This window comes from Salinispirillum sp. LH 10-3-1 (assembly GCF_030643825.1).
Classification (GTDB): domain Bacteria; phylum Pseudomonadota; class Gammaproteobacteria; order Pseudomonadales; family Natronospirillaceae; genus Salinispirillum.
Window position 1 is genome coordinate 2,808,664 of record NZ_CP101717.1, and the last position, 26,965, is coordinate 2,835,628.

Annotated in this window: 24 protein-coding genes and 1 tRNA gene; 14 read left to right on the forward strand and 11 right to left on the reverse strand. The window is 52.9% G+C overall.

Annotated elements, in window-relative coordinates:
• The first annotated feature begins 5 nt into the window (after positions 1-5).
• Positions 6-1,517 carry a fumarate hydratase gene (locus tag NFC81_RS12835; protein WP_304994875.1) on the forward strand — a complete coding sequence of 504 codons (1,512 nt, stop codon included), beginning with the start codon at positions 6-8 and terminating at the stop codon, positions 1,515-1,517.
• 15 nt (positions 1,518-1,532) lie between these two features.
• Positions 1,533-2,540, forward strand: coding sequence for an ATP-binding protein (locus tag NFC81_RS12840; RefSeq protein WP_304994876.1), 1,008 nt, complete (start codon positions 1,533-1,535; stop codon positions 2,538-2,540).
• A gap of 77 nt (positions 2,541-2,617) precedes the next feature.
• Here NFC81_RS12840 and NFC81_RS12845 read toward each other — a convergent pair whose 3' ends face one another.
• The 5 genes from NFC81_RS12845 to tsaD form a co-directional block, all read right to left on the reverse strand.
• Complete coding sequence (locus tag NFC81_RS12845; protein WP_304994877.1) at positions 2,618-5,155, reverse strand: hypothetical protein; 2,538 nt, start codon at positions 5,153-5,155, stop codon at positions 2,618-2,620.
• Between the two features lie 168 nt (positions 5,156-5,323).
• Positions 5,324-5,779, reverse strand: a complete 456-nt coding sequence (locus NFC81_RS12850; protein WP_370529911.1) for a fasciclin domain-containing protein — start codon at positions 5,777-5,779, stop codon at positions 5,324-5,326.
• 393 nt (positions 5,780-6,172) lie between these two features.
• A complete protein-coding gene (folK, locus tag NFC81_RS12855; RefSeq protein WP_304994879.1) occupies positions 6,173-6,685 on the reverse strand; it encodes a 2-amino-4-hydroxy-6-hydroxymethyldihydropteridine diphosphokinase in 513 nt (170 codons plus the stop codon).
• Positions 6,672-7,055 (reverse strand): dihydroneopterin aldolase, encoded by a 384-nt coding sequence (locus tag NFC81_RS12860; RefSeq protein WP_304994880.1) that lies wholly within the window; start codon positions 7,053-7,055, stop codon positions 6,672-6,674. Before NFC81_RS12860 ends, folK begins: the two co-directional genes overlap by 14 nt.
• A gap of 8 nt (positions 7,056-7,063) precedes the next feature.
• Positions 7,064-8,089, reverse strand: a complete 1,026-nt coding sequence (gene tsaD, locus NFC81_RS12865) for a tRNA (adenosine(37)-N6)-threonylcarbamoyltransferase complex transferase subunit TsaD (RefSeq protein WP_304994881.1) — start codon at positions 8,087-8,089, stop codon at positions 7,064-7,066.
• A 279-nt stretch (positions 8,090-8,368) separates the two neighbouring features.
• On the opposite strand from tsaD, the gene rpsU reads away from it, so the two are divergent.
• The 7 genes from rpsU (at position 8,369) to NFC81_RS12900 (ending at position 15,108) form a co-directional block, all read left to right on the forward strand.
• Entirely contained in the window at positions 8,369-8,584 is a 216-nt protein-coding gene (gene rpsU, locus NFC81_RS12870) for a 30S ribosomal protein S21 (protein ID WP_304994882.1), read from the forward strand.
• A gap of 148 nt (positions 8,585-8,732) precedes the next feature.
• Positions 8,733-9,176: a GatB/YqeY domain-containing protein gene (locus NFC81_RS12875; protein WP_304994883.1), complete on the forward strand. Its 444-nt coding sequence runs from the start codon at positions 8,733-8,735 to the stop codon at positions 9,174-9,176.
• Between the two features lie 68 nt (positions 9,177-9,244).
• Positions 9,245-11,308, forward strand: coding sequence for a DNA primase (gene dnaG, locus NFC81_RS12880; protein ID WP_304994884.1), 2,064 nt, complete (start codon positions 9,245-9,247; stop codon positions 11,306-11,308).
• A gap of 88 nt (positions 11,309-11,396) precedes the next feature.
• Entirely contained in the window at positions 11,397-13,256 is a 1,860-nt protein-coding gene (gene rpoD / locus NFC81_RS12885; protein ID WP_304994885.1) for an RNA polymerase sigma factor RpoD, read from the forward strand.
• Positions 13,257-13,543: 287 nt separating this feature from the next.
• Positions 13,544-13,620, forward strand: a tRNA-Ile gene (locus NFC81_RS12890).
• An 858-nt stretch (positions 13,621-14,478) separates the two neighbouring features.
• The gene (locus NFC81_RS12895; protein WP_304994886.1) at positions 14,479-14,622 is read left to right on the forward strand and encodes a hypothetical protein; all 144 of its coding nucleotides are present in this window, start codon (positions 14,479-14,481) and stop codon (positions 14,620-14,622) included.
• 330 nt (positions 14,623-14,952) lie between these two features.
• Positions 14,953-15,108 (forward strand): hypothetical protein, encoded by a 156-nt coding sequence (locus NFC81_RS12900; protein ID WP_304994887.1) that lies wholly within the window; start codon positions 14,953-14,955, stop codon positions 15,106-15,108.
• A 621-nt stretch (positions 15,109-15,729) separates the two neighbouring features.
• Here the strand turns inward: NFC81_RS12900 and NFC81_RS12905 are convergent.
• On the reverse strand, positions 15,730-16,320 hold the full coding sequence (locus NFC81_RS12905; protein WP_304994888.1) for a hypothetical protein: 591 nt from the start codon (positions 16,318-16,320) through the stop codon (positions 15,730-15,732).
• A gap of 476 nt (positions 16,321-16,796) precedes the next feature.
• Here NFC81_RS12905 and NFC81_RS12910 point away from each other — a divergent pair, with 476 nt between their 5' ends.
• The 4 genes from NFC81_RS12910 (at position 16,797) to NFC81_RS12925 (ending at position 19,356) form a co-directional block, all read left to right on the forward strand.
• On the forward strand, positions 16,797-17,369 hold the full coding sequence (locus NFC81_RS12910; protein ID WP_304994889.1) for a hypothetical protein: 573 nt from the start codon (positions 16,797-16,799) through the stop codon (positions 17,367-17,369).
• 189 nt (positions 17,370-17,558) lie between these two features.
• On the forward strand, positions 17,559-17,702 hold the full coding sequence (locus tag NFC81_RS12915) for a hypothetical protein (protein ID WP_304994890.1): 144 nt from the start codon (positions 17,559-17,561) through the stop codon (positions 17,700-17,702).
• 668 nt (positions 17,703-18,370) lie between these two features.
• On the forward strand, positions 18,371-19,093 hold the full coding sequence (locus NFC81_RS12920) for an SOS response-associated peptidase family protein (RefSeq protein WP_304994891.1): 723 nt from the start codon (positions 18,371-18,373) through the stop codon (positions 19,091-19,093).
• 104 nt (positions 19,094-19,197) lie between these two features.
• A complete protein-coding gene (locus NFC81_RS12925) occupies positions 19,198-19,356 on the forward strand; it encodes a DUF1304 family protein (protein ID WP_304994892.1) in 159 nt (52 codons plus the stop codon).
• A 20-nt stretch (positions 19,357-19,376) separates the two neighbouring features.
• Here NFC81_RS12925 and NFC81_RS12930 read toward each other — a convergent pair whose 3' ends face one another.
• The 3 genes from NFC81_RS12930 to NFC81_RS12940 form a co-directional block, all read right to left on the reverse strand.
• Positions 19,377-20,687: a type II toxin-antitoxin system HipA family toxin gene (locus NFC81_RS12930; RefSeq protein WP_304994893.1), complete on the reverse strand. Its 1,311-nt coding sequence runs from the start codon at positions 20,685-20,687 to the stop codon at positions 19,377-19,379.
• Positions 20,687-21,016 carry a helix-turn-helix transcriptional regulator gene (locus tag NFC81_RS12935; RefSeq protein ID WP_304994894.1) on the reverse strand — a complete coding sequence of 110 codons (330 nt, stop codon included), beginning with the start codon at positions 21,014-21,016 and terminating at the stop codon, positions 20,687-20,689. The genes NFC81_RS12930 and NFC81_RS12935 overlap by 1 nt, the downstream gene beginning before the upstream one ends.
• Positions 21,017-21,386: 370 nt before the next feature.
• Positions 21,387-22,325, reverse strand: a complete 939-nt coding sequence (locus tag NFC81_RS12940) for a sodium-dependent bicarbonate transport family permease (RefSeq protein WP_304994895.1) — start codon at positions 22,323-22,325, stop codon at positions 21,387-21,389.
• A gap of 339 nt (positions 22,326-22,664) precedes the next feature.
• Between NFC81_RS12940 and katG the strand changes: the two genes are divergently transcribed.
• Positions 22,665-24,881: a catalase/peroxidase HPI gene (gene katG, locus NFC81_RS12945; protein WP_304994896.1), complete on the forward strand. Its 2,217-nt coding sequence runs from the start codon at positions 22,665-22,667 to the stop codon at positions 24,879-24,881.
• An 88-nt stretch (positions 24,882-24,969) separates the two neighbouring features.
• Here katG and NFC81_RS12950 read toward each other — a convergent pair whose 3' ends face one another.
• The gene (locus NFC81_RS12950) at positions 24,970-26,364 is read right to left on the reverse strand and encodes a dihydrolipoyl dehydrogenase (RefSeq protein ID WP_304994897.1); all 1,395 of its coding nucleotides are present in this window, start codon (positions 26,362-26,364) and stop codon (positions 24,970-24,972) included.
• Between the two features lie 14 nt (positions 26,365-26,378).
• Entirely contained in the window at positions 26,379-26,846 is a 468-nt protein-coding gene (locus NFC81_RS12955; protein WP_304994898.1) for a DUF1499 domain-containing protein, read from the reverse strand.
• Between the last annotated feature and the right edge of the window lie 119 nt (positions 26,847-26,965).

The window sequence follows — 26,965 nt, forward strand, 5'->3', positions numbered from 1 at the left end:
CCAGCATGACCCAGATTCGTCAGGCCGACCTGATCGACAGCGTAGCCGATGCCCTACAGTTCATTTCCTACTATCACCCAGTAGATTTTATCAAAGCGGTTAATGAAGCCTACGAGCGCGAAGAATCGCCCGCGGCCAAAGACGCCATGGCCCAGATTCTAATCAACAGCCGCATGTGCGCGCAGGGTCACCGCCCAATCTGCCAAGACACCGGTATCGTTACCGTGTTCATCAACATCGGTATGGACGTGCAATGGGCTGATGCCACCATGGGCGTGGAAGACATGATCAACGAAGGTGTGCGCCGCGCCTACATGCACCCCGACAACGTGCTGCGAGCCTCTATTTTGGATGATCCCGATGGCGCACGCCGCAACACCAAAGACAACACCCCTGCCATCATTCATACGCGCATCGTACCGGGCAACACAGTGGATGTGCATGTAGCAGCCAAAGGCGGCGGCAGCGAAGCGAAATCGAAATTCGCCATGCTGAACCCATCCGATTCAGTGGCCGACTGGGTCTTGGAGCAGATTCCCAAGATGGGTGCTGGTTGGTGCCCGCCGGGCATGATCGGCATCGGCATCGGCGGCACGGCCGAAAAAGCCATGCAGCTGGCTAAAGAGTCCTTGCTCGACCCCATCGATATTCAGGACCTGCAAGCCCGCGGGGCCAGCAACCGCGGTGAAGAGTTGCGCCTGGAACTGTTCGACAAGATCAATGACCTCGGCATAGGTGCTCAAGGCCTAGGAGGCTTGACTACCGTGTTGGACGTCAAGGTTAAAGACTACCCGACCCATGCCGCCAACAAACCGGTCGCCATCATTCCTAACTGTGCCGCTACGCGCCATACGCATTTTGTTCTGGATGGCTCCGGCCCAGCCGATCTGAAAGCGCCTAAACTGTCTGACTGGCCCGACATCACATGGGAAGCGGGCCCGAATGCACGTAAAGTGAATCTGGATACGGTAACACCCGAGGACGTAAAAACGTGGAAACCGGGTGAAACCTTGCTGTTGTCAGGCAAGATGTTAACCGGACGCGACGCCGCGCATAAACGCATGGTCGATATGCTGAACAAAGGCGAGACCTTGCCCGTTGATCTGCGTAACCGTTTTATCTACTACGTTGGCCCCGTGGACCCTGTGGGCGATGAAGTCGTTGGCCCGGCTGGCCCGACGACAGCGACAAGGATGGACAAATTCACCGAAACCGTGTTGGATAGAACAGGCTTGCTTGGCATGATCGGCAAAGCAGAACGCGGCACCGCCGGACTGGAAGCGATTAAAAAGCACTCTGCGGTGTATTTGATGGCAGTTGGCGGTGCGGCTTATCTGGTATCAAAAGCCATTAAGTCATCGCGCTGCTTGGCGTTCGAAGATCTGGGAATGGAAGCCATTTACGAATTCGAAGTGGACGAAATGCCAGTCACCGTTGCCGTAGACAGCCAAGGCGAGTCGGTACACATTACAGGACCTGCGCAATGGGCGCAGAAAATTCAGGCGAAAGCACTGTAAGGACCCCTACATAACATGAGCACTCCATCCTCGCGTCGACACAAAACTTATCGACCCTTAGTCTTTGTGCTGTTAGCGCTGAGTGCTGTCGCTGCCGCAGGGTGGGTTGGCGTAACCCAGAACGTGCCGGTTTGGATAGGCGCGTTACTGGGTATCACCACCATCGCGAACCTGATTGTTGGCACTGGCTTCTTGCTGACCATGAACTCAGAATTCAGCGACATTTTGCGTCAGCAGGGCAATCTTAACAGACGTATCCAAGAGGCTCACCTAGAGCAAGAGCGGCTGTCCTATGAGGTTGCACAGGGGGTCAAACTGCGCCGTCAGATGCACCGTAAGCACGACGAACAAAGCCGAGCCACCCTCAAGGTGGCCGATGTTCTGAATGCCATCACCACAGAGGTGCAGATCTCTGCGGCAAGTCTGGATCTGGGACGTCAAACCGCCAGTAAACTGGATTATATGACGCAGATATCCTCCGACCTCATTGAGCTGGTACAACTCGAAATCGAAGGGACGCGTACGGAGCAAGATGATTTCTTGGTGGTGGATTCTTGTCGACGAGTGATTCGCTCGCTGCAGGTGGCCGGTTCGCTCAGCGACAGCTTTGTATTAGAGACGGAAGATCAGGATGTACGTGGACTCTTGTCACGCCGCACGTTCGAATCACTGATTCAACGCTGCCTGCTGGGCCTGGTGCCCTTCGCAGAACAACAGCGTATTGATGGTCAGCTCATTAGCTTTATACACGGCGATCTGGGCGACTGTATACGCATCACTCTGACGGCGCATGGTCATGGCATCACCGATGAAGAAGCCGAGCACTGGTTTAGCCAGTTCCAGCTCCACTATGGCAACGATGGTGAGCTGTTGGGGCCCGGTTTAGGCATGATGATCGTCGGTCGCTACATCGATGCGTTAGGTGGCGTGGTAAGCATAGACAGCCAGTTAGATAATCGTATGACCATCGAGCTGACTGTGCCGCTCAATGCCACAACGACTGAGGTTCCCGAGCCGGACTGAGTGGCACTCGAGTATTGAATCACGCAAATAAGAAGGGGAGAACGAGTAGAGCTCGACCTCCCCTTTTCTCTGCCTATTTACCAAGCCACCGAGCCAGCTGGTAAACGTCGATTTTGCGCATACTCTTCACGCCAGTCTTGGCCTATTTCATACACCGTCAACTGGCGTGCAGTACCTTCCAGCAGCCATTGCCGCATGAAATACTGCCAGCCCTCCAAGCTTGTCCCCTCCAACACCAAAGCCCGCTGTAGGCGACCATTGAAATGCATACGACCTGCACTGATATCATTCCAATAGAAACGCGCCAGCAAAGGCAAGGATTCCGGCTGAGCACGAAGAATATTAGCCTGCCAGCCAGTACCTTCTTGGAAGCGCGCACTGTTGAACTGATCCAAAGACTGCCGCAACTCACTCCAGAAAGTTGTCAGATAAAGACCAAGCCGCGCCGGGTCCTGTACTGAACTGCTTAGCGTAACTTGCAAGGCGGGGATGCCTGTGGGATTCACCAACTCTACAGATACCTCTCCGGCAAAACCCTGACGCTGTGCGACTTGCTGCAACACCTCCTCTACCCAAGGCGTCGACCACTCCGCCAACACCTGGTGCCGCAGATCATTGTGTGGCAACTGCAGAAAGCGCGTCACCGACGAGGTAGCACCACTGACTTCGAGCTCTGCCACATGGTGTCTGGTCGGCAACGGGCTCGCCGGGTTAACGGTGTTCACGGGCACAACCACGTCTTGTCGAGCAGCACGCAACCACGTTAACAGGGTACTAGCACGAGATCGGTCAACGCGCCCGCTCAAAAGCACGGTTAATGGCTGCTGCATCATGTCTTCGGGTACCGCCAGTTCTGGCCATTGTGCGCGCTGACGCACCAGTCGTTGCGCTGCATTCGCGGTATCAGTTAGCGTTGGCAGTTGTGGCTGCATACCCCACAAGCTAGCAAGAAAGTCGTACGTCCACTGCTCTACGGCAGGCCAGGAATCGGTAAACTGCCATGTCACGCCTGTAGCATCTGCGCTCACCTGCAAACCGCTACCCAGACTACGTGACGACATCGCGGACCACACGGCCGTCTCGTTCCACCACGCTGGCTCTTCCATAGCCCATGCCTGCCACTGTGCTTGACGGGCAGGATCAGGCCCGATGGGGACATTGACCCGAACATGAGCACTGACCAAATCTGTATCGTACCGGTTGTCCTCGTAGTGCCAGAAAGTTAGACCCGGACTGGACAACAGCAGATCCGGCTGCCAACCCAACAAGCTGTATTCATTCGCTTCGAACCGTGGGCGATCACTGGTGTAAGTAGGCGCTAACACCGGCAACTCCACCGGCAGCGCGCGCTGCGCATAACCCTGTACGACCGCTTCACGACGCCAGTTCAGATTTCCCGCACCCGGCGCCATTTCCATCACCACGAACAGGCTCGGATCTAACCCCAGCCCAGCAATCGCCAGTTCTGGCGCTATCCGGCGATCACCCGCTACTCGACGGACCAGTTCAGAGGCTTCAGGGCCATTCTGAATTTGTGCCAAGAACCGACTGACCGAGCCGTATAACACTGCCTCATTGGAGCGCCCTTGCGCTGTGGTTTGCAACGACACCACAAAGTACTCGTCATTGTAATGGGCACTAATACCGGTAATTAAACCCGCTTCACGCAATCGACGCTTCAAGCCAGAGGCATAGGGACTGGTTAACCAGCGCACGGCATCATCTGCCTTTTCGCGCTGCTCAACACGTAAGCGCCACGGGTATAGGATGTGCATTTCATTGCTTAATCCAGCCCGACGCACTCGCACCACCTGAGGCTCTTGCAGGACATCGACCAAGGGGCTATAGATCAATTGATGGTCGGGCAGCGCAGTACCAGAGCGCAGACCAGCGAAGGCATCGGCCAATTCACGCAATGCATCAGCCGGCAATGGCGCATGCAACGAAACACGCAGAACGCCAGTATGCAACTTCTCGGCGATGCGCTGAGACAATTGGCGAGCCACGCCTTCCTCACTGAGTGAACGCCAGTTATCCAGGTCACGCATCAAATTGGTCGCGTACGCCGAACGCTCGGCTGACAGCTCATCCAGTACACGCAGCTCAGCCGAACCAAAGAAGTCATAAGCAGGATCCAGCCGGGGCATACGCTGACGCTCGTAATCGATGGCAGGCAAGGGCAAAGAAGGCAACTGCAACAAGCGCGCAAGATAGCGTACTTCGTCAGTAAATACAGAGGGGCTGGTATCGAGTTGAATACGCGAATGGGTGCGGCCGTGCTGCACAACGAAATCGCCCAACGGGTCGCGCGCAGCCCTGGTTTCCATATGACGGTAACCCTGCGGGGTTTCGCCGTAAAACAGCACTCTCAACATGAGGTCATGCAAGCCAGGCAGGTCAGCGGGATCTGACAGGCTGCCCACCTCCCAGTAAAGCTCCAGTCGAGCTTGTGCTGCATCGGGGTCAGCAACCAAATGTACTTCCAATCCGTTATCAAGCCGCACTACTTCTTGCTGCAAAGCAATCAGTGCCGGAGCCGCGGGGCGAGACTTTACCCACCAACTTCCTGCACCCACTAAGATGCCGAGCACCACTAAAATTAACAGTCCGTTCAAATACCATCGCGTCAGCACAATCAGCCCCGCCTGTCGTTTGCAATTCGCAGGCAGTATAACAGCACGACCACAATGAGACAGCCGCTTTTCCTTCTGCTCATCAGCATCCAAGAAACATAAAAAAGGGCGACCTGAGTCGCCCAATGCATGAAAGCAATTACACTCACCTTAGTTAGGCAAGATCACCGCATCAATGACGTGAATCACACCATTAGAGGTTTCAATATCGGTCATCACCACCTGCGCACCGTCGATGTACACGTTACCATAACGCACTTCGATGTCGACGTTAGTACCCTGCACAGTGGTAGCGGTCGTTAAGTTAACGACGTCTGCCGCCATCACTTTGCCGGGCACGACGTGGTATGTCAGAACCGCTTGCAGTGTAGGAATGTCCGCCAGCAGACCCTCTACAGTACCTGCAGGCAGGGCAGCGAAGGCTTCGTCAGTCGGAGCAAACACGGTGAATGGACCAGGGCCTTTCAACGTATCCACCAAACCAGCAGCCTGCACAGCAGCTACCAAAGTCGTGAAGCTACCGGCTTCCACAGCAGTATCGACGATGTCTTTTGGCGCATTGTGTGAACCTGCTTGCGCTGTACCTGTCAGCAGAACCGTTGCCATCAAAGCCGCTTTGAATAAATTACGCATAATTTCTTCTCTCTATAGTCGTCGTTAATAGTTAAAAATTGTTTGCAGTGGCAAGCCAACAGAGCGGCAGCCCGTGAGCTGACAACCCGCCTGATGACTTGTAACAGGGTGGACTACGGCCGAGTGTTCGAGATTGGATGGGAAATGACGGTTGAGAAAAACCAGAAAGGAGGCCAATAAATATCATGAATCCATATGGTTGGCGCGCCGTATACGCTGAAGCTGCGCCCTTAGAGCGATGAGATATGTAAATCTTTTGCCAGAAATTGGCGCAAATTAGCGGATTTTAGCGACAGAATTGCCAAAAAAAATGCGACAGACGCCTCTTCCTTGAGTGTACTTAAACCTAGGTAAAAAGGAATTAATTTAACGGTCTGGCGTGATCCAGCCGATATCGACCACGCGCAACGGCTGCTTATCCTTCGGAAACAATGCCCACAACGACTGCCATGTGTGTTCGACATCTCCCGGAACAGGCTGCTCCGAACGAATATCTGCCAGCGGCTTCAGCACATAGGCGTTCTTATAGACCTCGTATCGAGGTAGTCGGATGCCTTCTACGACACCACTGAGTGTACCGTACGTCAGCACATCAATATCCAAGGTTCGATCGGAGAACTTCGGCTGGCTGCGGTCACGGCCACAGTCATCCTCTATCTGCTTCAGGTGTTGATTTAGATCTGGCAGAGACTCTGTCGTCCAGAGCGCCACCACCAAGTTAAAGAAGGCATCTCCTTCGAAACCAACAGCGGCACTTTCATACACTGGTGATACATCCAAGGTGCCATATGCCGCTAACAAAGCATTCAGCGCCGCCGTTAGATGAAACTCTCTATCGACATTGGAACCCAAGCTTAGCAATACTTCAGTGCCCTGCATCGTCACGCCTCCGCGAAAGATGCAACTCAGCACCCTGCGCCCCAGGAATACAGCCGTCTTTATAGATCACTAAGTCCACTTGCGGCACGGCGTATTGCTGAAACAGCTCTACACAGAGTTTCGTCGCAAAGGCTTCAAGCAGCTCGAACGTCGCCGCGGCACCGAACGCCACAACTGATTCCGCCACCGCCGCGTAATTCAGTGTGTATTGCAGGTCGTCGGTTTCACCTGCCTGCCGAATATCCGTATGCAACGTAATATCCAAGCGCAGCGTCTGTGGCGCAAGGCGCTCAAAGTCGTACACGCCAATCAACGTGGGCACCTGTAAATTGCGAATCACCAAGCGATCTGGCGCGATAGGGTTGGTCATAAAGTTTCCTAAGCCTGCGGCACGCGCAATTCTGTTAAGGGCCAGCGCGCTTTCAATTGCACTGCCGACGCACTGCTCTCGCCAGCCTGTAGGCGCTGCGCACCTGCGTAGGCAATCATTGCCCCGTTATCAGTACAAAATGATAATGCAGGATAATAGACACGCGCACCACGTGCAGTTGTCGCTTCTTCCAATGCTGCACGTAACGCCAAGTTGGCACTCACCCCGCCAGCGACGACCAAGGTCTTATAACCCGTTGCATCAAGAGCCCGCTTGCACTTAATGACCAGGGTACGCACCACGGCTGTTTGGAACGCCAACGATACATCGGCTTTATCTTGGCGAGTGAGTTCTTTGTCCATCGCTTGCACGGCCTGACGCACCGCTGTTTTCAGACCGCTGAAAGAGAAGTCCATGCCGGGACGGTCGACCATAGGCGACGGAAACTTAAACCGACCCTCCACGCCCTCGGTCGCCAATGCAGCGAGTTCCGGCCCGCCAGGGTAGGGCAAACCAAGCAACTTAGCGGTTTTATCAAACGCCTCTCCGGCGGCATCATCCAAGCTTTCACCCAACAATTCATAGCGCCCAACGGCCTCTACCTTTATAAGCTGGGTATGACCACCAGACACCAATAGCGCGACGAAAGGAAACTCAGGGGGTTGCGGCTCCAACATCGGTGCCAGTAAATGACCCTCCATGTGGTGCACGGCCAATGCTGGCACGCCCCACGCAAAGGCCATGCTGCGCGCCGCCATCGCGCCAACCATCAAGGCCCCCAATAAACCGGGGCCTGCAGTATAGGCGACGCCACTAATGTCACTGCGCGCCACACCTGCGTCGGCCATTACTTCGCGCACCAGGGGTAATAAACGCCGCACGTGGTCACGCGAGGCCAATTCAGGCACCACACCGCCGTACTCAGCGTGCATCTTAACTTGACTGTATAAACGGTGCGCCAACAGGCCGCGCTCCGTATCGTACAACGCCACGCCTGTCTCATCGCAGGAAGATTCAACACCCAATACCAACATAATAAGCGTCCAGATCGCGCGCGTGGCGATTCGTTACCGGATAAGATTTAGGCGCGCATGATACTGGCGCAGCCCTGACTTTGCCAGCCTAGCACCGACAGGCTAAACAAAAGTCTGTATCCTTGTTTTGACAAGCGCTGCCTGCGGGCGTAAAATCGCGCCTCCCAAATCTGGGCCATAGGTTCATCGCTTTGGGATTACTAGAAAGAACGATCGTCTAATTAAGCGCCGTTCTTTCCACAAGCAACTTTGCACACAACGGAAAAGGTCAAAAAGTACATGCCACAGGTAAAAGTAAAAGATAACGAGCCATTCGACGTCGCTCTGCGCCGTTTCAAGCGTTCTTGTGAAAAAGCCGGTGTTCTGGCTGACGTGCGTAAACGCGAATTCTACGAAAAGCCTACTTGGGCTCGTAAGCGCAAAGCAGCCGCTGCTGTTAAACGCCACGCGAAGAAAGTATCACGCGAAAGCAAACGTCTGAACCGCTTGTACTAATTACTGCTTGCAGTAATCGTACTCCGTTTTAGCCTATTGTCCTGCGGCCTTGACCGCCACAGGGTGTAGTATCTGGCACCAGACATTGGTCTCGCTGCCCGATTTTTCCGTTATGCTGTAGCAAAACGCGCATCCACCGGAGACCACAATGAGTTTGAAGGCCGATTTAACCAATGCGATGAAAGACGCAATGCGGGCGCAAGACAAAGCGCGCCTGGGTGCTATTCGCATGATGTTGTCGGAAATCAAACGGGTTGAGGTGGATGAGCGCATAGAACTGAGTGATGAACGCATCCTGGCCATTCTGGATAAAATGCAGAAGCAGCGCCGCGATTCCGTCTCCCAGTTTGCTGCTGCAGGTCGACAAGACCTTGTCGACGTTGAAGAAGCCGAACTGGAGGTGATCTCTCAGTTTCTGCCCGCACCGCTTTCCGAAGCAGAGTTGCAGGCGTTGGTTCAATCCGCAGTTAATGAAACCGGTGCACAGTCGATGGCTGACATGGGTAAAGTTATGGCTATACTGAAACCTCAGGTTCAGGGCCGTGCGGATATGACCGTCGTCAGCAAGCTGGTGAAAGCGTGCATGGGTTGAAGCATATTATGCCCCAATAGAAACCGCACGACCGCGTTTCCACACTCTGCAAGCCCAAGGTTTCCAGCATGGCCGGACGCATACCACAGACCTTTATTGACGATCTGCTCGAACGAGTTGATATCGTTGACATCATATCGCATCGGGTAAAGCTCAAGCGTACCGGTAAGAACTATTCAGGGCTGTGCCCGTTCCATAACGAAAAAACCCCCTCTTTTTCGGTGAATCCGCAAAAACAGTTTTACTACTGCTTTGGGTGCGGTGCTGCAGGCAACTCACTGAAGTTCCTCTTGGAGCATGACCGGCTCGAATTCCCCGAAGCCGTGGAAGAGCTCGCCCGCACCGCTGGTGTTGAAGTCCCGCGTGAACACAATCCGCAAGAAGACCAACAGCGTCATCAGCGCAAAAGCCTGCAAAGCGTCCTCGACGTCGCCGAAACCTTTTATCGCGACCAACTGCGTCAGCACGCGCGCGGCGACCAAGCCGTGCGCTACCTGAAAGGGCGCGGCCTCAGCGGACAGGTCGCACGCCAATTCGGTGTCGGCTACGCCCCACCGGGCTGGGACAACCTCATGCAAGCCGCCGGTGCCGAAGACCCCGCGCAGCTAAAACGCCTGATCGACGCCGGTATGGTGATCGAAAAAGAAGACGGCAAGGTCTACGACCGCTTTCGCGATCGCATCATGTTTCCGATTCGCAATCAGCGCGGGCAAGTCATTGGCTTTGGCGGGCGCGTCCTCACCGACGAAAAACCCAAATACCTGAACTCGCCGGAAACAGACCTGTACCAAAAGCGCAAAGAGCTGTATGGCCTCTATGAAGCCTTACAAGCCGAGCGCAAGCCCGAGCGCTTTCTGGTGGTCGAAGGCTATATGGACGTCATCAGCCTGCATCAGTTCGGCGTACCGTACGGCGTGGCTACACTCGGCACCGCCACCAGCGAAGAACACCTGCGCAAGCTGTTCAAACTCGCCAACGAAGTGATCTTCTGTTTCGACGGCGACAAAGCCGGTCGCCAAGCCGCCGTGCGCGCCCTCGACGTCGCATTGAGCGAAGCACGTGACGGCCGCACTATGCGCTTTCTGTTTTTGCCCGATGGCGAAGACCCTGACACACTGATTCGCCAAGAAGGCGTGGTCGATTTCGAACAACGCCTTTCCCGCTCACCAAGCCTAGGCGAATTCATCCTGCAGCACTGGCAGGAACAGGTCGACATGACCAGCGTGGAAGGCAAAGCGCACCTGGTGCATACCGCCCTGCCCGACCTGCAGCGCCTACCTGCCGATGGTACGTTACGCCCCATGATCATGCTTCGTTTAGCTGAGCTGGCTGGCCTGCCGATTGACGTCATCAATCAGCAGCTAGAGCAATACACCGCCAAACACCCACCGCGCCGGGTCACCGACGAGCCCCATGCGAGTAAAGATAGCGTACGTAAAGGCGCCCCCAACTTACCGCCGTTAATGGCCAGCGATGATGTCGCCGAACTACCTGCATGGATGCGCGAAGGCCCGCCAACTACAATCGATGACATACCCGTCGACCTGCTTGAGCACCCGGACAGCGCACACCACGAAGCCGATTTCGGTGTTTTAGAGCAAGGGCTGGACCACAGCCAGCCGCCACCGCAAACCCGGTATCGCGCGCCCACACCGGTCGATCTCAAGCAGACTCGCCAGCCGCCACCCTGGCAAAAAGCCATGGCCCTGATGCTCTGCTGGCCCAACTTGGCAGCCACCATCGACATCGGCCAGCGCCGCTTCAAGGCGGGCGACCATACCGCCTGGGTAGAAAGCATGCTGACGCTGCTGCAGAAGCATCCGGCTGCTAATCGGTACGCCGCACACGACTTACTGGCACCGCATGGTTTTGACGAACTGCTGCAAGCCCTGTCGCGTACCGAATACTTCGCTATACTGACTCAATACGCGCAAGCGCAGGATTTTCATCGGGACATCCTGCAGGCGCTGATTTTGGATCTGACGCACCAACCGTCAGAGCACGAGGAATACCAGCAATTACGACAGTTATGGCTCACAGATCATCGATTAATGAGCAAAGAACAAAAAGAAAGGTACCTTGCGCTGTTGAAATCCAGCAAAAGCGGCCCCACTATTCGGAGCGAGCCATAGTAAGCAGTAGAAATTCCTCGGGCAAATCGCTATACTGCGCCGCTATTTTTTATAATCCCCGAGCACTTGACACTATACAGGTAATTGGATGGCTGAAAATTCTCAGCAACAGCAATCTCGTCTCAAGAAACTGATCGCCAAAGGCAAAGAACAAGGCTACCTCACATACGCTGAGGTGAATGACCATTTGCCCGAAGAGATCGCCAGCCCTGAGCAGGTTGAAGACATCATCAGAATGATCAATGACATCGGGATTAATGTTGTAGAAACAGCACCCGATGACGGCGACATTTTCATGTCCGACGACGCCACCGACGACGACGCTTCTGAAGAAGCGGCGGCAGTTCTCGTTGCCGTGGAATCGGACGCTGGTCGTACCACTGACCCCGTACGCATGTACATGCGTGAAATGGGCACCGTAGAGCTGTTGACGCGTGAAGGCGAAATCGTTATCGCCAAACGCATCGAAGAAGGCTTGCGCGAAGTTATGCACGCCTTAGCGTATTTCCCCGGCAACGTCGAGCAGGTCAATGCCGCCTATGAAGCCAGTCAGACCGAAGAAGGTCGCCTGACTGACATTCTGAGCAGCTTTCTTGACCCCGACGATATGACCCCGGAACCGCCTGCTGCGGCCACCGACGACACCTCTGCTGACGCCAGCAGCGATGACGACGACAGCACGCTGGATGATGACGACGACACGGACAGCCTAACGGAAGAAGATCCAGGCGACGGCGGCATCGACCCAGAGATGGCCCGCGCACGTTTCGACGAACTGCGTGAAGCCTACGTACATGCCCAAGCGGTCATGGCTGAACATGGACGGCAGAGCAAGCAAGGCCAAGCAGCCCTGCGCGCCCTCGGTGACTTGTTCGCCCCGTTCAAACTGGCTAATCGCCAGCATGACGCTATGATGAACACCGTCAACGCCGCCGTTGATGTGGTCCGTACGCAAGAACGCAACATCATGCGTATTTGCACCGGCCCAACAGTGGGTATGCCGCGTCGTGACTTCATCAAGAGCTTTCAAGGTAACGAAATCAACGACGAATGGCTACAAGGCATGTTTGCGCACGCCAAATACGGCGACAAACTCTTTGCCCATGAAATCGAACTCAAGCGCGCCCAGCGTAAGCTGCGTAACCTGGAGAAAACGACCGGCCTGACTTTGAGTGAAGTCAAAGACATTCACCGTCGCATTTCTATCGGTGAAGCGCGCGCCCGCCGTGCCAAGAAAGAAATGGTGGAAGCCAACTTACGTCTGGTTATTTCGATCGCTAAGAAATACACCAACCGTGGCTTGCAGTTCCTTGACCTGATTCAGGAAGGCAACATCGGCTTGATGAAAGCCGTTGATAAGTTCGAGTACCGTCGTGGTTACAAATTCTCCACGTACGCTACGTGGTGGATTCGTCAGGCCATCACGCGTTCGATCGCTGACCAAGCGCGGACCATTCGTATTCCGGTGCACATGATCGAAACCATCAACAAGCTGAACCGTATTTCGCGTCAGATGTTGCAGGAGATGGGTCGTGAGCCAACGCCAGAAGAACTGGCCGAGCGCATGGACATGCCGGAAGACAAGATCCGCAAGGTACTGAAAATCGCTAAAGAGCCTATTTCACTGGAAACCCCCATCGGCGACGATGAAGATTCCAGCTTGGGTGACTTTATCGAAGACAGCACCATGGAATCGCCGTCTGACTCAGCGACCGACAAGAGCTTGGAAGAAGCCACCCGTGACGTCCTCAGCGGACTTACGGCGCGCGAAGCCAAAGTTCTGCGTATGCGCTTCGGTATCGACATGAACACCGACCATACTCTTGAAGAAGTGGGCAAGCAGTTCGACGTCACGCGCGAGCGTATTCGTCAGATCGAAGCCAAAGCGTTGCGCAAATTGCGCCACCCTAGCCGCTCCGATCATCTGCGCACCTTCATCGACGAATAGTCGGCTGGTAGCGTTACTGAGCTTAAAAAAACCCGGCGAAAGCCGGGTTTTTTATTGCCGAATCAAGGCATTAGCTAGACTTGAACAGACAGCCCGCTATAATGCGGAGCAGTTTTCCGTAGGAGCACAGCCCTCCTACGAAAGCTCGGTTATTACCGTAGGAGTGCAGCCCTCTGCGCGAACCCTTCGGCAAAGCCAACGCAACAACCTAACGCCTGATTTTAGTGTTGGGGCGCAAGATGGCAACAAAGCCATAGCGCCAAAAGACAAGTTAGAAAACAAGTTAGGGGCCCATAGCTCAGTTGGTTAGAGCATCCGACTCATAATCGGCAGGTCGCAGGTTCAAGTCCTGCTGGGCCCACCACTCCCTTCGGTCGTACTGAACCTCATTGGACTATTCACGGCTCATCAGCACAGCTGATGATCGTTCAGGCCTCGCAAAGCCATGCTTTGCGTGTTTACACCGGCCCTCACCCTGCTGGGCCCACCACTTCAAACTCAGAAGACCATTCACGCCCCCCCTTCTAAGACCGCGCTTCAGAGCACTTTAACAAAAAAATCAAGACCTACAACCGTTCGCCACGCCGGTGTTAAGGCACGATATGAACACGCAGCCCAAGAGCGACATCAAGCAACCAGAGTTATTTGGGGAACTTCAACGGATAGAATCGGATTGAATTGATCCTACAGCCATAGCTTTGTTCCTAAATCTTGAATCGACTTCGGATGCCTAAGCCAATCAGAAAGGTTAACAGCAAAGGGAAAATACGTAGCTCGGGCTGAATTTCGGGAATGCCATCAAGATCAGCAAAAAAGGGCCTTAGGCCCTTCATTAAAGAGTGCAGTAACTGGGTTCACAATTCCATAATTTTTCTATGACGTTTTCTATGCTCTGCCATTTCTTCATCAAGATTGCGCCCCACCCACAAAGTATAGATCAACCCAAACAATGACATAACGACCGCTGTGATCATAAAACCCATGGCTTTCTCCGCTTGGAATCCTTGCCTGCAGTTTACCAAGAGGACGCAGATTTTCCAGTGTTTCAAAGAAAGGCTCATTGGTCATCAAAATTCGTTTCTAGGTTCTATAGCGACCACGAGTTACGACTCGACCCAATGAATCCAGCTTTATCAGGGTCCGTCTTGCTTGTGATGAATGTAGGTCGATACTCTAGTACACTCAGTCCAAGTCCTATCAGAGACGATCGGGGGTACTTTCTATGCAGTTGATCATAACGACACTCATCACGTCCGGCATTGCACTGGCGATTCTTTGGTACATGGGTCGAGATTCTGCTGAGATTATGGAGCGGCACAAAAAACTTCAGAAAGAATTCATGAAACTGTTTGCTGGCAAACCGTAGCAACATTTCGTGACCAACACTTTGCTGTTAATGATGGGACCAATGTTTTCAGCCGCGACAGTTTGGCCCAGTAGAAAGCAACCAAAGAATTATAGAACCTAAACCCATCATACTTTAGGGAGATTCTTCCGCTCTTCTTCAAGCTGGGCTATCCGCTTTTCGCCTTGATGCACTTGGTATTTCGCATACGCTGCCACCAGCAACGCCATCACCACTAAGTACCACATAGTTTTCACCTACTTTGCACGCCTTAACGGCTATTCTAGCAGAAATTCGAGTCTGTAGATTCTTTCGCGCATTGCATGGCCCTCAGATGAGGGCGGACAAACTATGGTCGCAATCACACATTGGACTATTCACGGCTCATCAGCACAGCTGATGATCGTTCAGGCCTCGCAAAGCAATGCTTTGCGTGCTTACACCGGCCTTCACCCTGCTGGGCCACCACTCCCTTCGGTCATATTGAACCTGTTGTTGCGACCATAACATATCCGCCTCAGTCCGAGTGACATGTACTGCGCTGACGAAACTACAGGCACGAAAATCAATCAGAGACTACAGATACCTTGACAGTTACCGATGAACAATGGGTGATAATTATGGTTGTCATTGCTCGACTCTGAAAAAATAGGTATCGCGTGACATGAAATCAGTCATGGTTTTTTACTCCTTTCACTTACTCCATAAGCACAGTATAAATCATTGCCCCTGCCTCTGTGTCACTGTGCGCGAACCGAACACGTTTCGAATCCGGGCGTTAACACAGTTGCGTTCATGTTGAACTGTGCGACCATTTGGCACCTAACAGGCAGTATGCAGTGGATCATCGTCAGATTGCCGAGGCATTCAGGAAGGAAGTGCACGATCTGGTGATAAAAAGTGATTTAGATGGCGCTAAGCAAATGAGTGCTGACAGTTATATGAAAGGTGTCGTGCCGGACAGCTCAACACCAATAGACATATCGAATCGGACAGACCTTAGTCGAAGACAAAGAAATGCGTTGGAAAATGGATTGAATCGGTTAAATTAACAGAAAGGCCGTGTCGGCAGATCGAAGTGACAAGATATGCCGACACGGAAAAATAGCCAACAACACATGATCAACATTAACTGTCGTGCCGGTAACGATCTGCAATGTAATCACCAGCCGCCGTCGCCGCAGCAAAATAAGGATCATCAGAATGCGCAGCCGCAGCAAGAGGATCACCAGATAGCGCTAAACCATCGTTGAACGAATCACTATACGAATAACGCTTTGTCGTACTCGCAATATGGGAAGCTGATTTAGTGCTGTGTTTTGAGTCCGATGACAGCGAATTGACCACAGCAGACACCGTAGCATCCACAAACAATAACACTGCGAACCACGCTCCTAACGTAATGAAGGCAACGACAGCCCCAACGTAGGCCGTTTTCGTATATGTTTGTGAGCTTCGCGGATCGTTGCACGCATCTACGCCCCGACTGGCCGCAACCAGCAACATAAAGACGCTAAGAAACGCAAGACCATTTAATCCATTGAGTGCAGCGTCAACCAGCGCATACGTCCACAGTACCATCGAGAAGATGATGTGGCCTGGATATTCACGTACTGAAAAGACTCTACGCAAAGTAATCTTCTGGCCACCTTTTGCTTTGTTCTTATCGGCTTCGCTCGTATCAGAAAAATACGTATCGCGTGACATGAAATCGCTCATGGCGTCCGTTTCCTCCTTTTTTGATCCATAGTCGAGACATGTGTTTCGTGCCTTGCTGATATCTCAGCAGACTTTTAAACTAGTAGCTTCTCAGTGCAATACATAGTACTTACAAAGGATTGGATAGTCTAAGGTCGGGACAACATAAAGGTGGATGATCCATTGACCCTACCTCATCACCTTTCCTTCAGGTCGATACTCCACGACAACAGGGCATCAATGTCATTTTCAGTTTGAGCTTGTTGTAGTAACTAAACATGCTCGACAAGTCCACGCTTAATCGACACGAAATGTCTGTTCGTCATCATAGTGATTGCCTCCTAATCATCATCACTGGTTGCAGTGATACCATACCAAGAAGATTCGCACGTAATGACACAACGGCAAACGCGGTAATTTTGTGTCATTACGTGCGAATTTTGGCAGGGCAGGGAGGGTGATTTATACTGTGCCTATGGATTAGTGGAGGAGCGGCCATGAGTGGGATGAGCGATCACGAAAGAGACTTATATTATTCACACAACAACGAGCGCGTTAAGCCTGGTTATGATGTGAATAGGGCACCTATTCGTCGCAACACTTTGCCAAAAGCATTTTCGCCTGTATCGCAGACACACAACCTGAACGGAAATGCTACGGGCTTCAAAGGTTCTCGGTTTGGCAGTCACAACGAAGCCCAAAGCAATGCTGTCATTCAGCACAAAGGCTTGGCAGTAGCCCGAATGCCAACTGGAACTATTATCTCTATGCTGCTTTGGACTGCTGGGGCTATGTTTGCTGGATTTAGCGACGCCTTTTTTGTTGTAGCATTCTGCTTGTTGATGCTGTTTCTTTGTTTCTTTGGCGGGATCAAAACAATCAACAGTCGTAGCAGCTCAACGATTGTTGCAAACCAAAAGGCTAGTTGTACTTCTTATAATGATTCGTACTACGCTGCCTTGGGTGCTTCACTTGGTGATGCTTCTGCTGCTGCTGCTGGTGCTTCATTGCATCCTAATGATCCTGCTGCTGCTGCGGTGGCGGCGGGTTTATCTTCTGGTTCTGATTGATCATTTTTCTACTGGAATTGGCCCGAGCCAGAGCGTTGATTAACCTCGATGTTCCGACTCGGACTTTCTTGCAAATTACAGGCGACCGAGTGCCTTGTTAAGATTATTTGACTCGTGTCGGCTCAAATCATTCCGGTTCCCTAGTACATTTAGTCCAAGTCCTATCAGAGACGATCGGGGGTACTTTCTATGCAGTTGATCATAACGACACTCATCACGTCCGGCATTGCACTGGCGATTCTTTGGTACATGGGTCGAGATTCTGCTGAGATTATGGAGCGGCACAAAAAACGTCAGAAAGAATTCATGAAACTGTTTGCTGGCAACCCGTAGCAACATTTCGTGACTCACACTTTGCTGTTCTTATAGGACCAATGTTTTCAGCCGCGACAGTTTGGCCCAGTAGAAAGCAACCAAAGAATTATAGAACCTAAACCCATCATATTTCTGGAAGATTTTTCAGCTCTTCGTCAAGCTGGGCCATCCTCTTTTCGCTTCGACGAAGTGCGTACTCTGCATACGCTGCCAACATTAACGGTACCGCCACAAAGATCCACATAGCTATTACCTAAGTTTCGCACCTTGATTGCTATTTTAGCAGATTTTCGAGCCCGAAGTTTCTTCAGTGCAGTAGATGCTGCTCAGCCTGGAGCGGACAACTTATGGTCGCAAAAAGCGGACAGCTTATGGTCGCAACCACACCTCATTGGACTATTCACGGCTCATCAGCACAGCTGATGATCGTTCAGGCCTCGCAAAGCAATGCTTTGCGTGTTTACACCGGCCTTCACCCTGCTGGGCCCACCACTCCAAACTCAGAAGACCACTCATACGACACCCTCTTCTAAGACCGCGTTTCAGAGCACGTTAACAAAACTCCGTAAAAATATGATTACCCGTCTATTTGGCCCCACGTTTGGAATGCGCTCTTTTGCACCTCGACACCTAGCGCAATTATAGGCACGCTAATTGAATTTTTAGCACTTTGAGCAGGTACGAAAATGTGCGGCGCTTTTTACCTAAAACAGTCTTCCCATCTCGCAGCTCACTATGGGTTCGACACGTTTTGGAACTTGGGCAACCTAAGCCGCCGGGATGTCTTAAACCCACGTCGCATAGTAGAAGGAATTCCTGAGTACACCGTATTCAGGCCAACCGATCGTTTACCCATCATCGCTCAAGATAGGACTGGCAAACTCATCATAGAACAAGCCCTTTGGTGGTTACTCATGAAAACAGGGGAAGACGGTATGCCGGTACCTAACCAGGAATACGCCACGTTCAATAGCCGCATTGATAAAGTAATGGCGACGGGAAGAACCCTACACAACACCAGCCCTAAATCGTTCCGGGTATTGATACCCGCCAGCGGTTACTTCGAATGGTTAGGGAAAGTACCCTATGCCATTGAGCGTGCGGACGGAGAAACCATTCTATTCGGCGGTATGGCCAAGGCGTACCCAACACCAGACGGCGGTTATCAACTCGGAGTATCCATCGTTACTCTGCCCGGCCACCCGAAGCTGGCACACATACATCAAAAATCGTTGCCATTAATGATAGAGGATGACGACATAATGCATTGGCTGGATAGGTCGGTACCAAATCAAGACCTACAACCGTTCGCCACGCCGGTGTTAAGGCACGATATGAACACGCAGCCAAAGAGCGACATCAAGCAACCAGAGTTATTTGGGGAACTTCAACGGATAGAATCGGATTGAATTGATCCTGCAGCCATAGCTTTTTCAAAGTCTTGAATCAATTTCGGATATGCCTAAGCTGTACAAAGGCTTTCTTGCGGCGGGGTTGTTCTGGGGTCTGATTCATGGCGAGGTCGGCTTTTCCGTTAAAGTCATTTTTCTTAGTCTGTATTCTTGTTGCTGGTGTCTACGGTGGGCTTACCGCAAGCAGGAAGATTCTCTTCATCCAAGCCGCACCCGCCACGGTAGGTCTGCTGCTTCTGGGCATCGGTGCTCTGATGTAAGTTGTTTGGCTGGGCAGAGCCTAGATGCTTAGCCTCAAATGCGACGCCACTTCCTCGACCAGTGACTTCGGCACGTCAAGCTCTGTGGCGCGCTGCTTCCAGTTGGATACTGCGTTGATCGTTTCATCCAAAATGCTGTTGATCCGGTCACGGGTAAACAACGGGCTGAGCTTTTCCAGCGTATAGAAGTCCTGCCGCGTGAATTCATCGCGCTTACCGTTCAAGGTCATCCAGTGGCTGTTGACCCATTTGCTGCCCGGTTTGAAGCTGTACGCCAGGTCATAAGCGGGGGCTAACGCCCACGTATTGCCATTCAACATAAACGCGAAGTTCTTCGCATGGTCGTCGTGGTTGCGCGCGACGATATTGAACGTCATACGTCGGAGCAACTGTTCGGCGTCGGTGGCTGGCAGTTTGAGCTGTCTGGCTATGCCCAAGAGTTCGGCGTAGGAAAAAGAACCGGGCTTTTTGTAGTCCACGTGCGCCAGACCGTTCAGGGTTTGAACGTGGCGCTTTTTGTTTCCTAAGCGGTCGAAGCGTTGCGTAATGAAGTGCCGACGCTTGCCCTCTTCCAGCAGCCGACTCGGCATCATGTGAATGCCGCAGTCTTTTGCCATCAGATAATACACATATTCCATGGCACCAAAGCCCAGCGGATCGCCAAAGGTCTCTTGGTTTTTGTTGTGCTCGCTGACGCCGTCGAACTTCATCAGGTAGTGGGTGAAACCTTCGGGCACTTTAGCCTGCCCGGAACGCACTTGCGTGAAGTCGTCGTTAAAGGCCAGCACGGCCTTTGGGCGCGCGCCACCGGCACTCATGCCCACAGACAGCAGGGCCATCATGGCGGCGCGGTCTTCCGCGCCGTCGTTCGTTAGCTCAACCGCAAAATCACCGCGCACATCCAGTATGTCTTGCGCCATGGCAACCAAGGATTCAATAGCGATCGGTTGCGTGGCGTTCAGGTTTTTCATACGCGTGGCGGGGGCGTATTCCAACGCGCCCATGCCGCGCTTGCCGGTGAATTGCAGACGCTGCAATGGCGTGATGTCTTGTGGGGATTTACCCTCCGCGGCTACCCAGGCATTCAGTACGGCGTGGCCGAAGTCGTCGGGCAGTGAGTCGGCGATCAACCCCGGCAAGCCTTTGAAGGTATTAAAGTCCAGCTCTGGAAATCGGTAGATTTGTTGAGACAGTGGCATTTTAAGCGGTGACAGCTCAATGCCTTGTTTGATAAACCCCGGCTCATACTCAAAGGCACCCAATCCCGTGTTGGTGTCGAAACTCACCGCACCGACATCATGCTGCTGGTATTGCACCCTGAGTACTTCCATCACCATTCTGGTGTGTCCTCTTGCGGCTTGGTGCGCTGCCCGGATGCACGTTGGCGTTGCTTGGCTTGCAACTTCGCCAATTGGATCGGCGAGACGTCTTGCTTGGGCAAAAACAGATTCAATTGCTCGGTGAGATTGAGCCCGGAAAGAATGGCCACAAACACTTCCAGTTGCGCCTTACCCTTCTCGGCATTCAGCACGGCTTTTCGGGTGATACCGACGCGCTCAGCGACTTCCGCCTGTGTCAGGTCACGGTTAAGCCGCGCCTGCTTTAAGCGCTCTCCTAACTCTTCAGCGATGGATGCGGGCGACTTATCAAAGGCATTCATAGCGTTCCCAAAAGCGAACCTTAAAGGATCATTAGCAGACAATGGGTAGAAATTAGCACATTACAGGCAAAATAGAAATAAAGCTTATAAAGATCTAAAAACGGAACACTAAAGCCATTAAAACGCATAAAGTGCCATTTTTTGAACTTTATAAGGAAATAAAGGCCACGAAGACTTACCGAAAAGCTTAAAAACGTCACGAGCGAAGGAATGGCAAGGCAAAATTGGATTCAAACGCGCAGCCTACTTAATGTAGGTATTCGCTTCGCTCCCCCTCCGGGCCGACCTGAGGTCGTTCTGGCAAGCCAGTGAGCATTTGAATCCAATTTTAACGCAGCCAGTGCGAGCGCAGTAGTTTTCGGTAGTGGTATTAGCTTATAAGCTGCCAAAGCGCATGATACAACGGTATCCCTATGATCACGTTAAACGGGAAGGTAATACCCAACGACGCCAGCATCGCCAACCCGATATTTGCCGAGGGAATGGCTGCCCGAATGGCGACCGGTGCCGCAATGTAGGACGCACTGGCGGTCAGCGCCGCCAAGATAACCGCAGAGCCAGCAGGCAGTCCCAGAGCCAACGCCATCATGAGACCAGGCAACGACAGCAACGAGGGCGCCAAGACCGCAAACAGCATCAAACGAATGTGTCGGCGACTGACCTGCCGCAAGGTGTCTGCAGCCACTAGCCCCATCTCCAACAAGAATAAGGCCAGCACCCCCTGGAACGCATTGGTGTATAAGTCAGTGACCACTCGGCCTGATTCCGGCCCATACAACCAGCCGATCACCACACCACCAACCAGCAGCACCACGCCACGGTTGGTCAGGGTTTCATGCCATAGACCCTGCGTAATGCCTTCGGTATTGCTGCGACTAAAACGACGAAACAACATCAGTGCCAGCATGATGGCAGGCAATTCCAGCAACACCAAATACAGCGTTACTTGCCCGCCCACGGTCAATTGATTCGTTTCTGCGTACGCCAGTGCAACTGCGAAGGTACCTGCACTGACCGAACCATAGTGTGCAGCAAAACTGGCACTGTCGGCCAACGATAACCGTACAACAAAACGCACAACCGGGAAGATAACCAATGGAATCAACACACCCAAGAGCGCGACAGCCGCCAGTTCGCCGACCAAGCCCCACGTCACCGCGCCGTGCAATGACATACCACCCTTTAAGCCGATGGTTAACATCAACAGTAAGCTGAGAACGTCGTAGGCTGCACGAGGAATGCTGAGATCCGACCGGACTAAACCTGCCAAGACTCCTAGCAAAAAAAACATTACGACGATATCTGGCATGTTCACTCCCCTAATTTCGTTGGCGTATCAGTGTGCTGATGGTTATGCAGTTACGAGCATAGATAAAACCAGTTTGTTCGGGTGTTGTACAGACACTAAATGTTCAAAGACTTTTGATTTAATGCAACAACACAGCAATAGAATTTGGCTATTAAAATAGTTGTTAATGGTAACTGGCAACAATGGCGCCCTATGCTATGTTGTAAGCAGACCGATATAAAGCTCTCTCCAACAAGGTCATTTGACGTGATATGACCCATCAGATCCGATGGTTTTAGGGAGCAAGCGTCGGCTTGTGCGGAGCGAATCCGCTTTTAATAGCACGAAGAGGAGATTGATATGAGCGGAAATACAAGCAACGGTGCCGGAAAATGCCCTGTTATGCACGGAGCACAAACCAAACAAGGTGGCTCCGGCCCCACCAACCGTATGTGGTGGCCAAACCAGCTCAACCTGAACATTTTGCATCAGCACGCACCCAAGTCGAACCCACTGGGTGAAGACTTCAACTACGCGGCTGAATTTAAAAAACTGGACCTGGCAGCTGTTAAGAAAGATCTGGCGGCGGTGATGACCGATTCACAAGACTGGTGGCCTGCTGACTACGGCCACTATGGCCCATTCTTTGTCCGCATGGCGTGGCACAGTGCTGGTACGTATCGTACGGCAGACGGCCGCGGCGGCGCTGGTACTGGCAATCAACGTTTTGCGCCTGTAAACAGCTGGCCAGATAACGGTAACCTAGACAAAGCACGCCGCCTGCTGTGGCCGGTCAAACAGAAGTACGGCAACAAGCTATCGTGGGCAGACTTGATGATTTTGGCCGGTAACGTCGCTATGGAAACCATGGGCTTTAAAACCTTTGGTTTTGCCGGTGGCCGCGCCGACATCTACCAACCCGAAGAGGACATCTACTGGGGCGCCGAAGAGGAGTGGCTGGCTACCAGCGACAAGCCCAACAGCCGCTATTCTGGCGACCGTGAATTGCAAAACCCTCTGGCTGCGGTACAGATGGGTCTGATTTATGTTAATCCAGAAGGCCCGGACGGTCACCCTGACCCACTGGCATCCGCTAAAGACATCCGTGAAACCTTTGCCCGTATGGCAATGAACGACTATGAGACGGTTGCATTAACGGCCGGCGGCCATACTTTCGGTAAGGCACACGGTGCAGGCGATGCGGCCCACGTTGGCCCAGAGCCGGAAGCCGCACCCATTGAAGAAATGGGCTTTGGCTGGATCAGCAGCCACGGCAGCGGTAAAGGCGGCGACGCCATTACCAGTGGTATTGAAGGCGCATGGACGTCTAACCCAACCAAGTGGGACATGGGCTACTTTGATGTGTTGTTTGGTTATGAGTGGGAACTGACCAAGAGCCCCGCTGGTGCGAATCAATGGAAAGCCGTTGGCTTAGCCGACAACGATCACGCGCCACATGCCGCAGATGCAGCAAAACGCGTGGGCTTGATGATGACCACTGCCGATATGGCAATGCGTGAAGACCCAGAATACCGGAAGATCTCCGAACACTTCCATAAAAATCCGGAAGAGTTCGCCGATGCCTTCGCCCGTGCGTGGTTCAAGCTGACGCACCGTGATATGGGCCCGAAAGCACGCTATTTAGGACCTGAAGTACCGGCGGAAGACCTGATCTGGCAGGACCCTGTGCCCGCCGTTGATCACCCCTTGGTGGATGCGAAAGACGTCGCAGATCTGAAAGCGAAGATTCTGGCGTCTGGCCTAACCGTTCAGGAGCTGGTGTACACCGCGTGGTCTTCAGCGTCGACGTTCCGTGGTTCCGATATGCGCGGTGGTGCCAATGGCGCACGCATTCGCCTAGCGCCGCAGAAAGACTGGGAAGTGAACCAACCCGCACAGTTGGCGAAGGTACTGAAAACGTTAGAAGGCATTCAGTCGGCGTTCAACAGCGGCAGCAAGAAAGTCTCTATCGCAGACCTGATCGTACTGGGTGGTAATGCTGCCATCGAGAAAGCGGCTAAAGACGCTGGTCACAGCGTTGACGTGCCATTCACACCTGGCCGTACAGACGCGACGCAAGAACAGACCGATGCCGAGTCGTTTGAGTTCCTCAAACCTGAAGCTGACGGTTTCCGTAACTACCGCCGCGCTGCGTTCACCGTAGCCGATGAAGAAATGTTGCTGGATAAAGCCCACCAACTGCAACTCAGTGCACCAGAAATGACCGTACTGGTGGGTGGTTTGCGTGTGCTGGACGTGAACTACGGCGGCTCAAAACACGGCGTACTGACTAAAACACCGGGTAAGTTGACCAACGACTTCTTCCTCAACTTGGTGGATATGAGTACCCAGTGGGCACCTACTTCCGCGAACGTGGATGAGTTTGAAGGTCGCGACCGCAAGACGGGCGCTGTGAAATGGACGGCAACCCGTGTTGATCTGGTGTTTGGTTCCAACTCGCAGTTGCGCGCGCTGACGGAAGTCTATGCGCAAGCGGACGCCAAAGAGAAGTTCGTGAAAGACTTCGTAAAAGCGTGGAACAAGGTGATGAACGCGGATCGTTTCGACATCGCTTAACCATGATGGCTAACGCGTTGTGGTAAAGCACAACGCTCAACGCCCGGCAGCAACCTTTGAAGGTGGCTGCCGGGCGTTTTTGTGTGCGCTATTTAGACTTTCGAAACAACTTCACCACCGGATGCTGCATAATGTTGTCTAAAAACACCTGCTGACTCAGTTGGCGCAGTGCATCGGCGTAACTCGGGTACGGATGAATCACCTTTTGCAGTTTGCCAAAGCTCAAACCTAGGGTTTTCATCACCTGTACTTCAGCGATCAAATCACCGGCCCGCTCACCAATGATGTGCGCGCCTAGCACCCTGGCTTTCAAGTCTGTGATCAGTTTGATGCGCCCCATGTCCCCTTCTTTCGTTTGCGCTCGATCCAGCTTGGCGAAATCGTAGTGATACACCCGGATGCGATCGCCGTATTTGGCTCGGGCTTCAGCTTCTGTCATGCCTGCATGGGCCAGTTCCGGGTCGGTAAAGGTGGCCCAGCAGACGTGTTGATAGTCTACTTTGCGGCGAATCGGCCACGGCAGAATGGCGTTCATGGCGGCAATCTTGCCTTGGTAGTTGGCCATGTGGCTGAGCAGATAAGGCCCAGCCACATCGCCGCAGGCAAAAATACCCTTTACCGAGGTTTCCAAGTAAGCGTTTACCACCACGCCGCCTTTGATCTGAACGCCAATCTCCTCCAGCCCCATGCCTTTCACATTGGGCGAACGACCCAGCGCGACAAGAATCTGCGCGGCTTCAAGGTACGCCGCTTTTCCATCTGACTCGGTATGCAGCTTGATGCCGTCAGCCGTGCGCTCTACGCGCACGGCTTTGGTGTTTAACGCAAAGCGCACGCCTTCACTGGCCAACTTCTCGCGCACCAGAGCAGCAAATTCAGGCTCTTCGCGCCCCAACACTTCGGGCATCATTTCGACCACGGTGACCTTCACACCAAGACGGTTCATGGCCTGCGCCAGCTCCATACTGATGACGCCGCCGCCCAACACCAGCAGTGACGGTGGCAGTGAGGTCTGCTCGAAAATGTTTTCATTGGTTAGAAAGTCAACGTCAGTCAGGCCCGGAATATTAGGCACCAACGGCGCACTGCCCGTCGCCAGCATGATGCGCTTACCCATGTATTGCTGACCGCCCACCTCTATGGTGTTGGCACTGACGAAACGAGCCGCGCCATTCACATAGTCGGCTCCGGCGTTTTGCAGTACTTCCGGTGTTTCGTGCTCGTAAATACGTTCGCTGACAGCACGCACACGCCGCAAGATGTCCGCGCCATCAACCGCTACCGCACCGAATTTCTTGGCGATGTGTACGTCTTTGGCCAAGTTGATCAGTGCTTTACTGGGTACACAGCCCGACCAGGTGCATTCACCACCGGGGCGGTCTTTCTCCACCACCAACACTTTTTTGCCAAAGCCCAGTGCTGTAAAGGTGGCGGTTAAACCACCAGCCCCTGATCCTATGACGATTAAATCGTAAGCTTTCATACCCTGTCCTTCTTTCACTGCGCGGCGTTGACGTCAGCTTGTTGATAGAGTTCTGTCAGGCGGGCAAAACGCTTGGCGTTCAGTCCCAAGTCTGACTTGCCGGCCCGGCTTTTTGAGCGAAAATGTACCTGCTGCGTCTTATCGTCGAGGTAAAACTCGGCGTCGTCGCGGTAGCGCATCAGTTTGGTGACAAACACCACATACAGGTAGTCATCTTGTTGCGTTTGGACTTCGGCATTGCCATAAAGTTCAACAGCGTTGCGAATAGCCTGCATGGTGCTGCTACGATCGCCTTTGAACGGCCACGGCTGCACGCGCTTGGCAGGGTCATCCGTTTGGGTGGACACACCATTAGGGTCTTTGCTTAGCGGCTTTAACTGACCATGGTCGTGACCCAGTGCAGGCACGCGTGCGTTCTGTGTGTAGATAGCAATAAAGGCCAAAGCGATGAGAGCGAGCGGAATGAACCATAACATTTGCATAAGGTCGTCCTGAGTTGACTGAATTTATCTTGTGCGCAAAACAATAGGACAAAACACTTGACCCGTCAATACCTTGTGCGCAAAATAAATACCTTAAAAGTCTAGAATGAGTTGAGCGA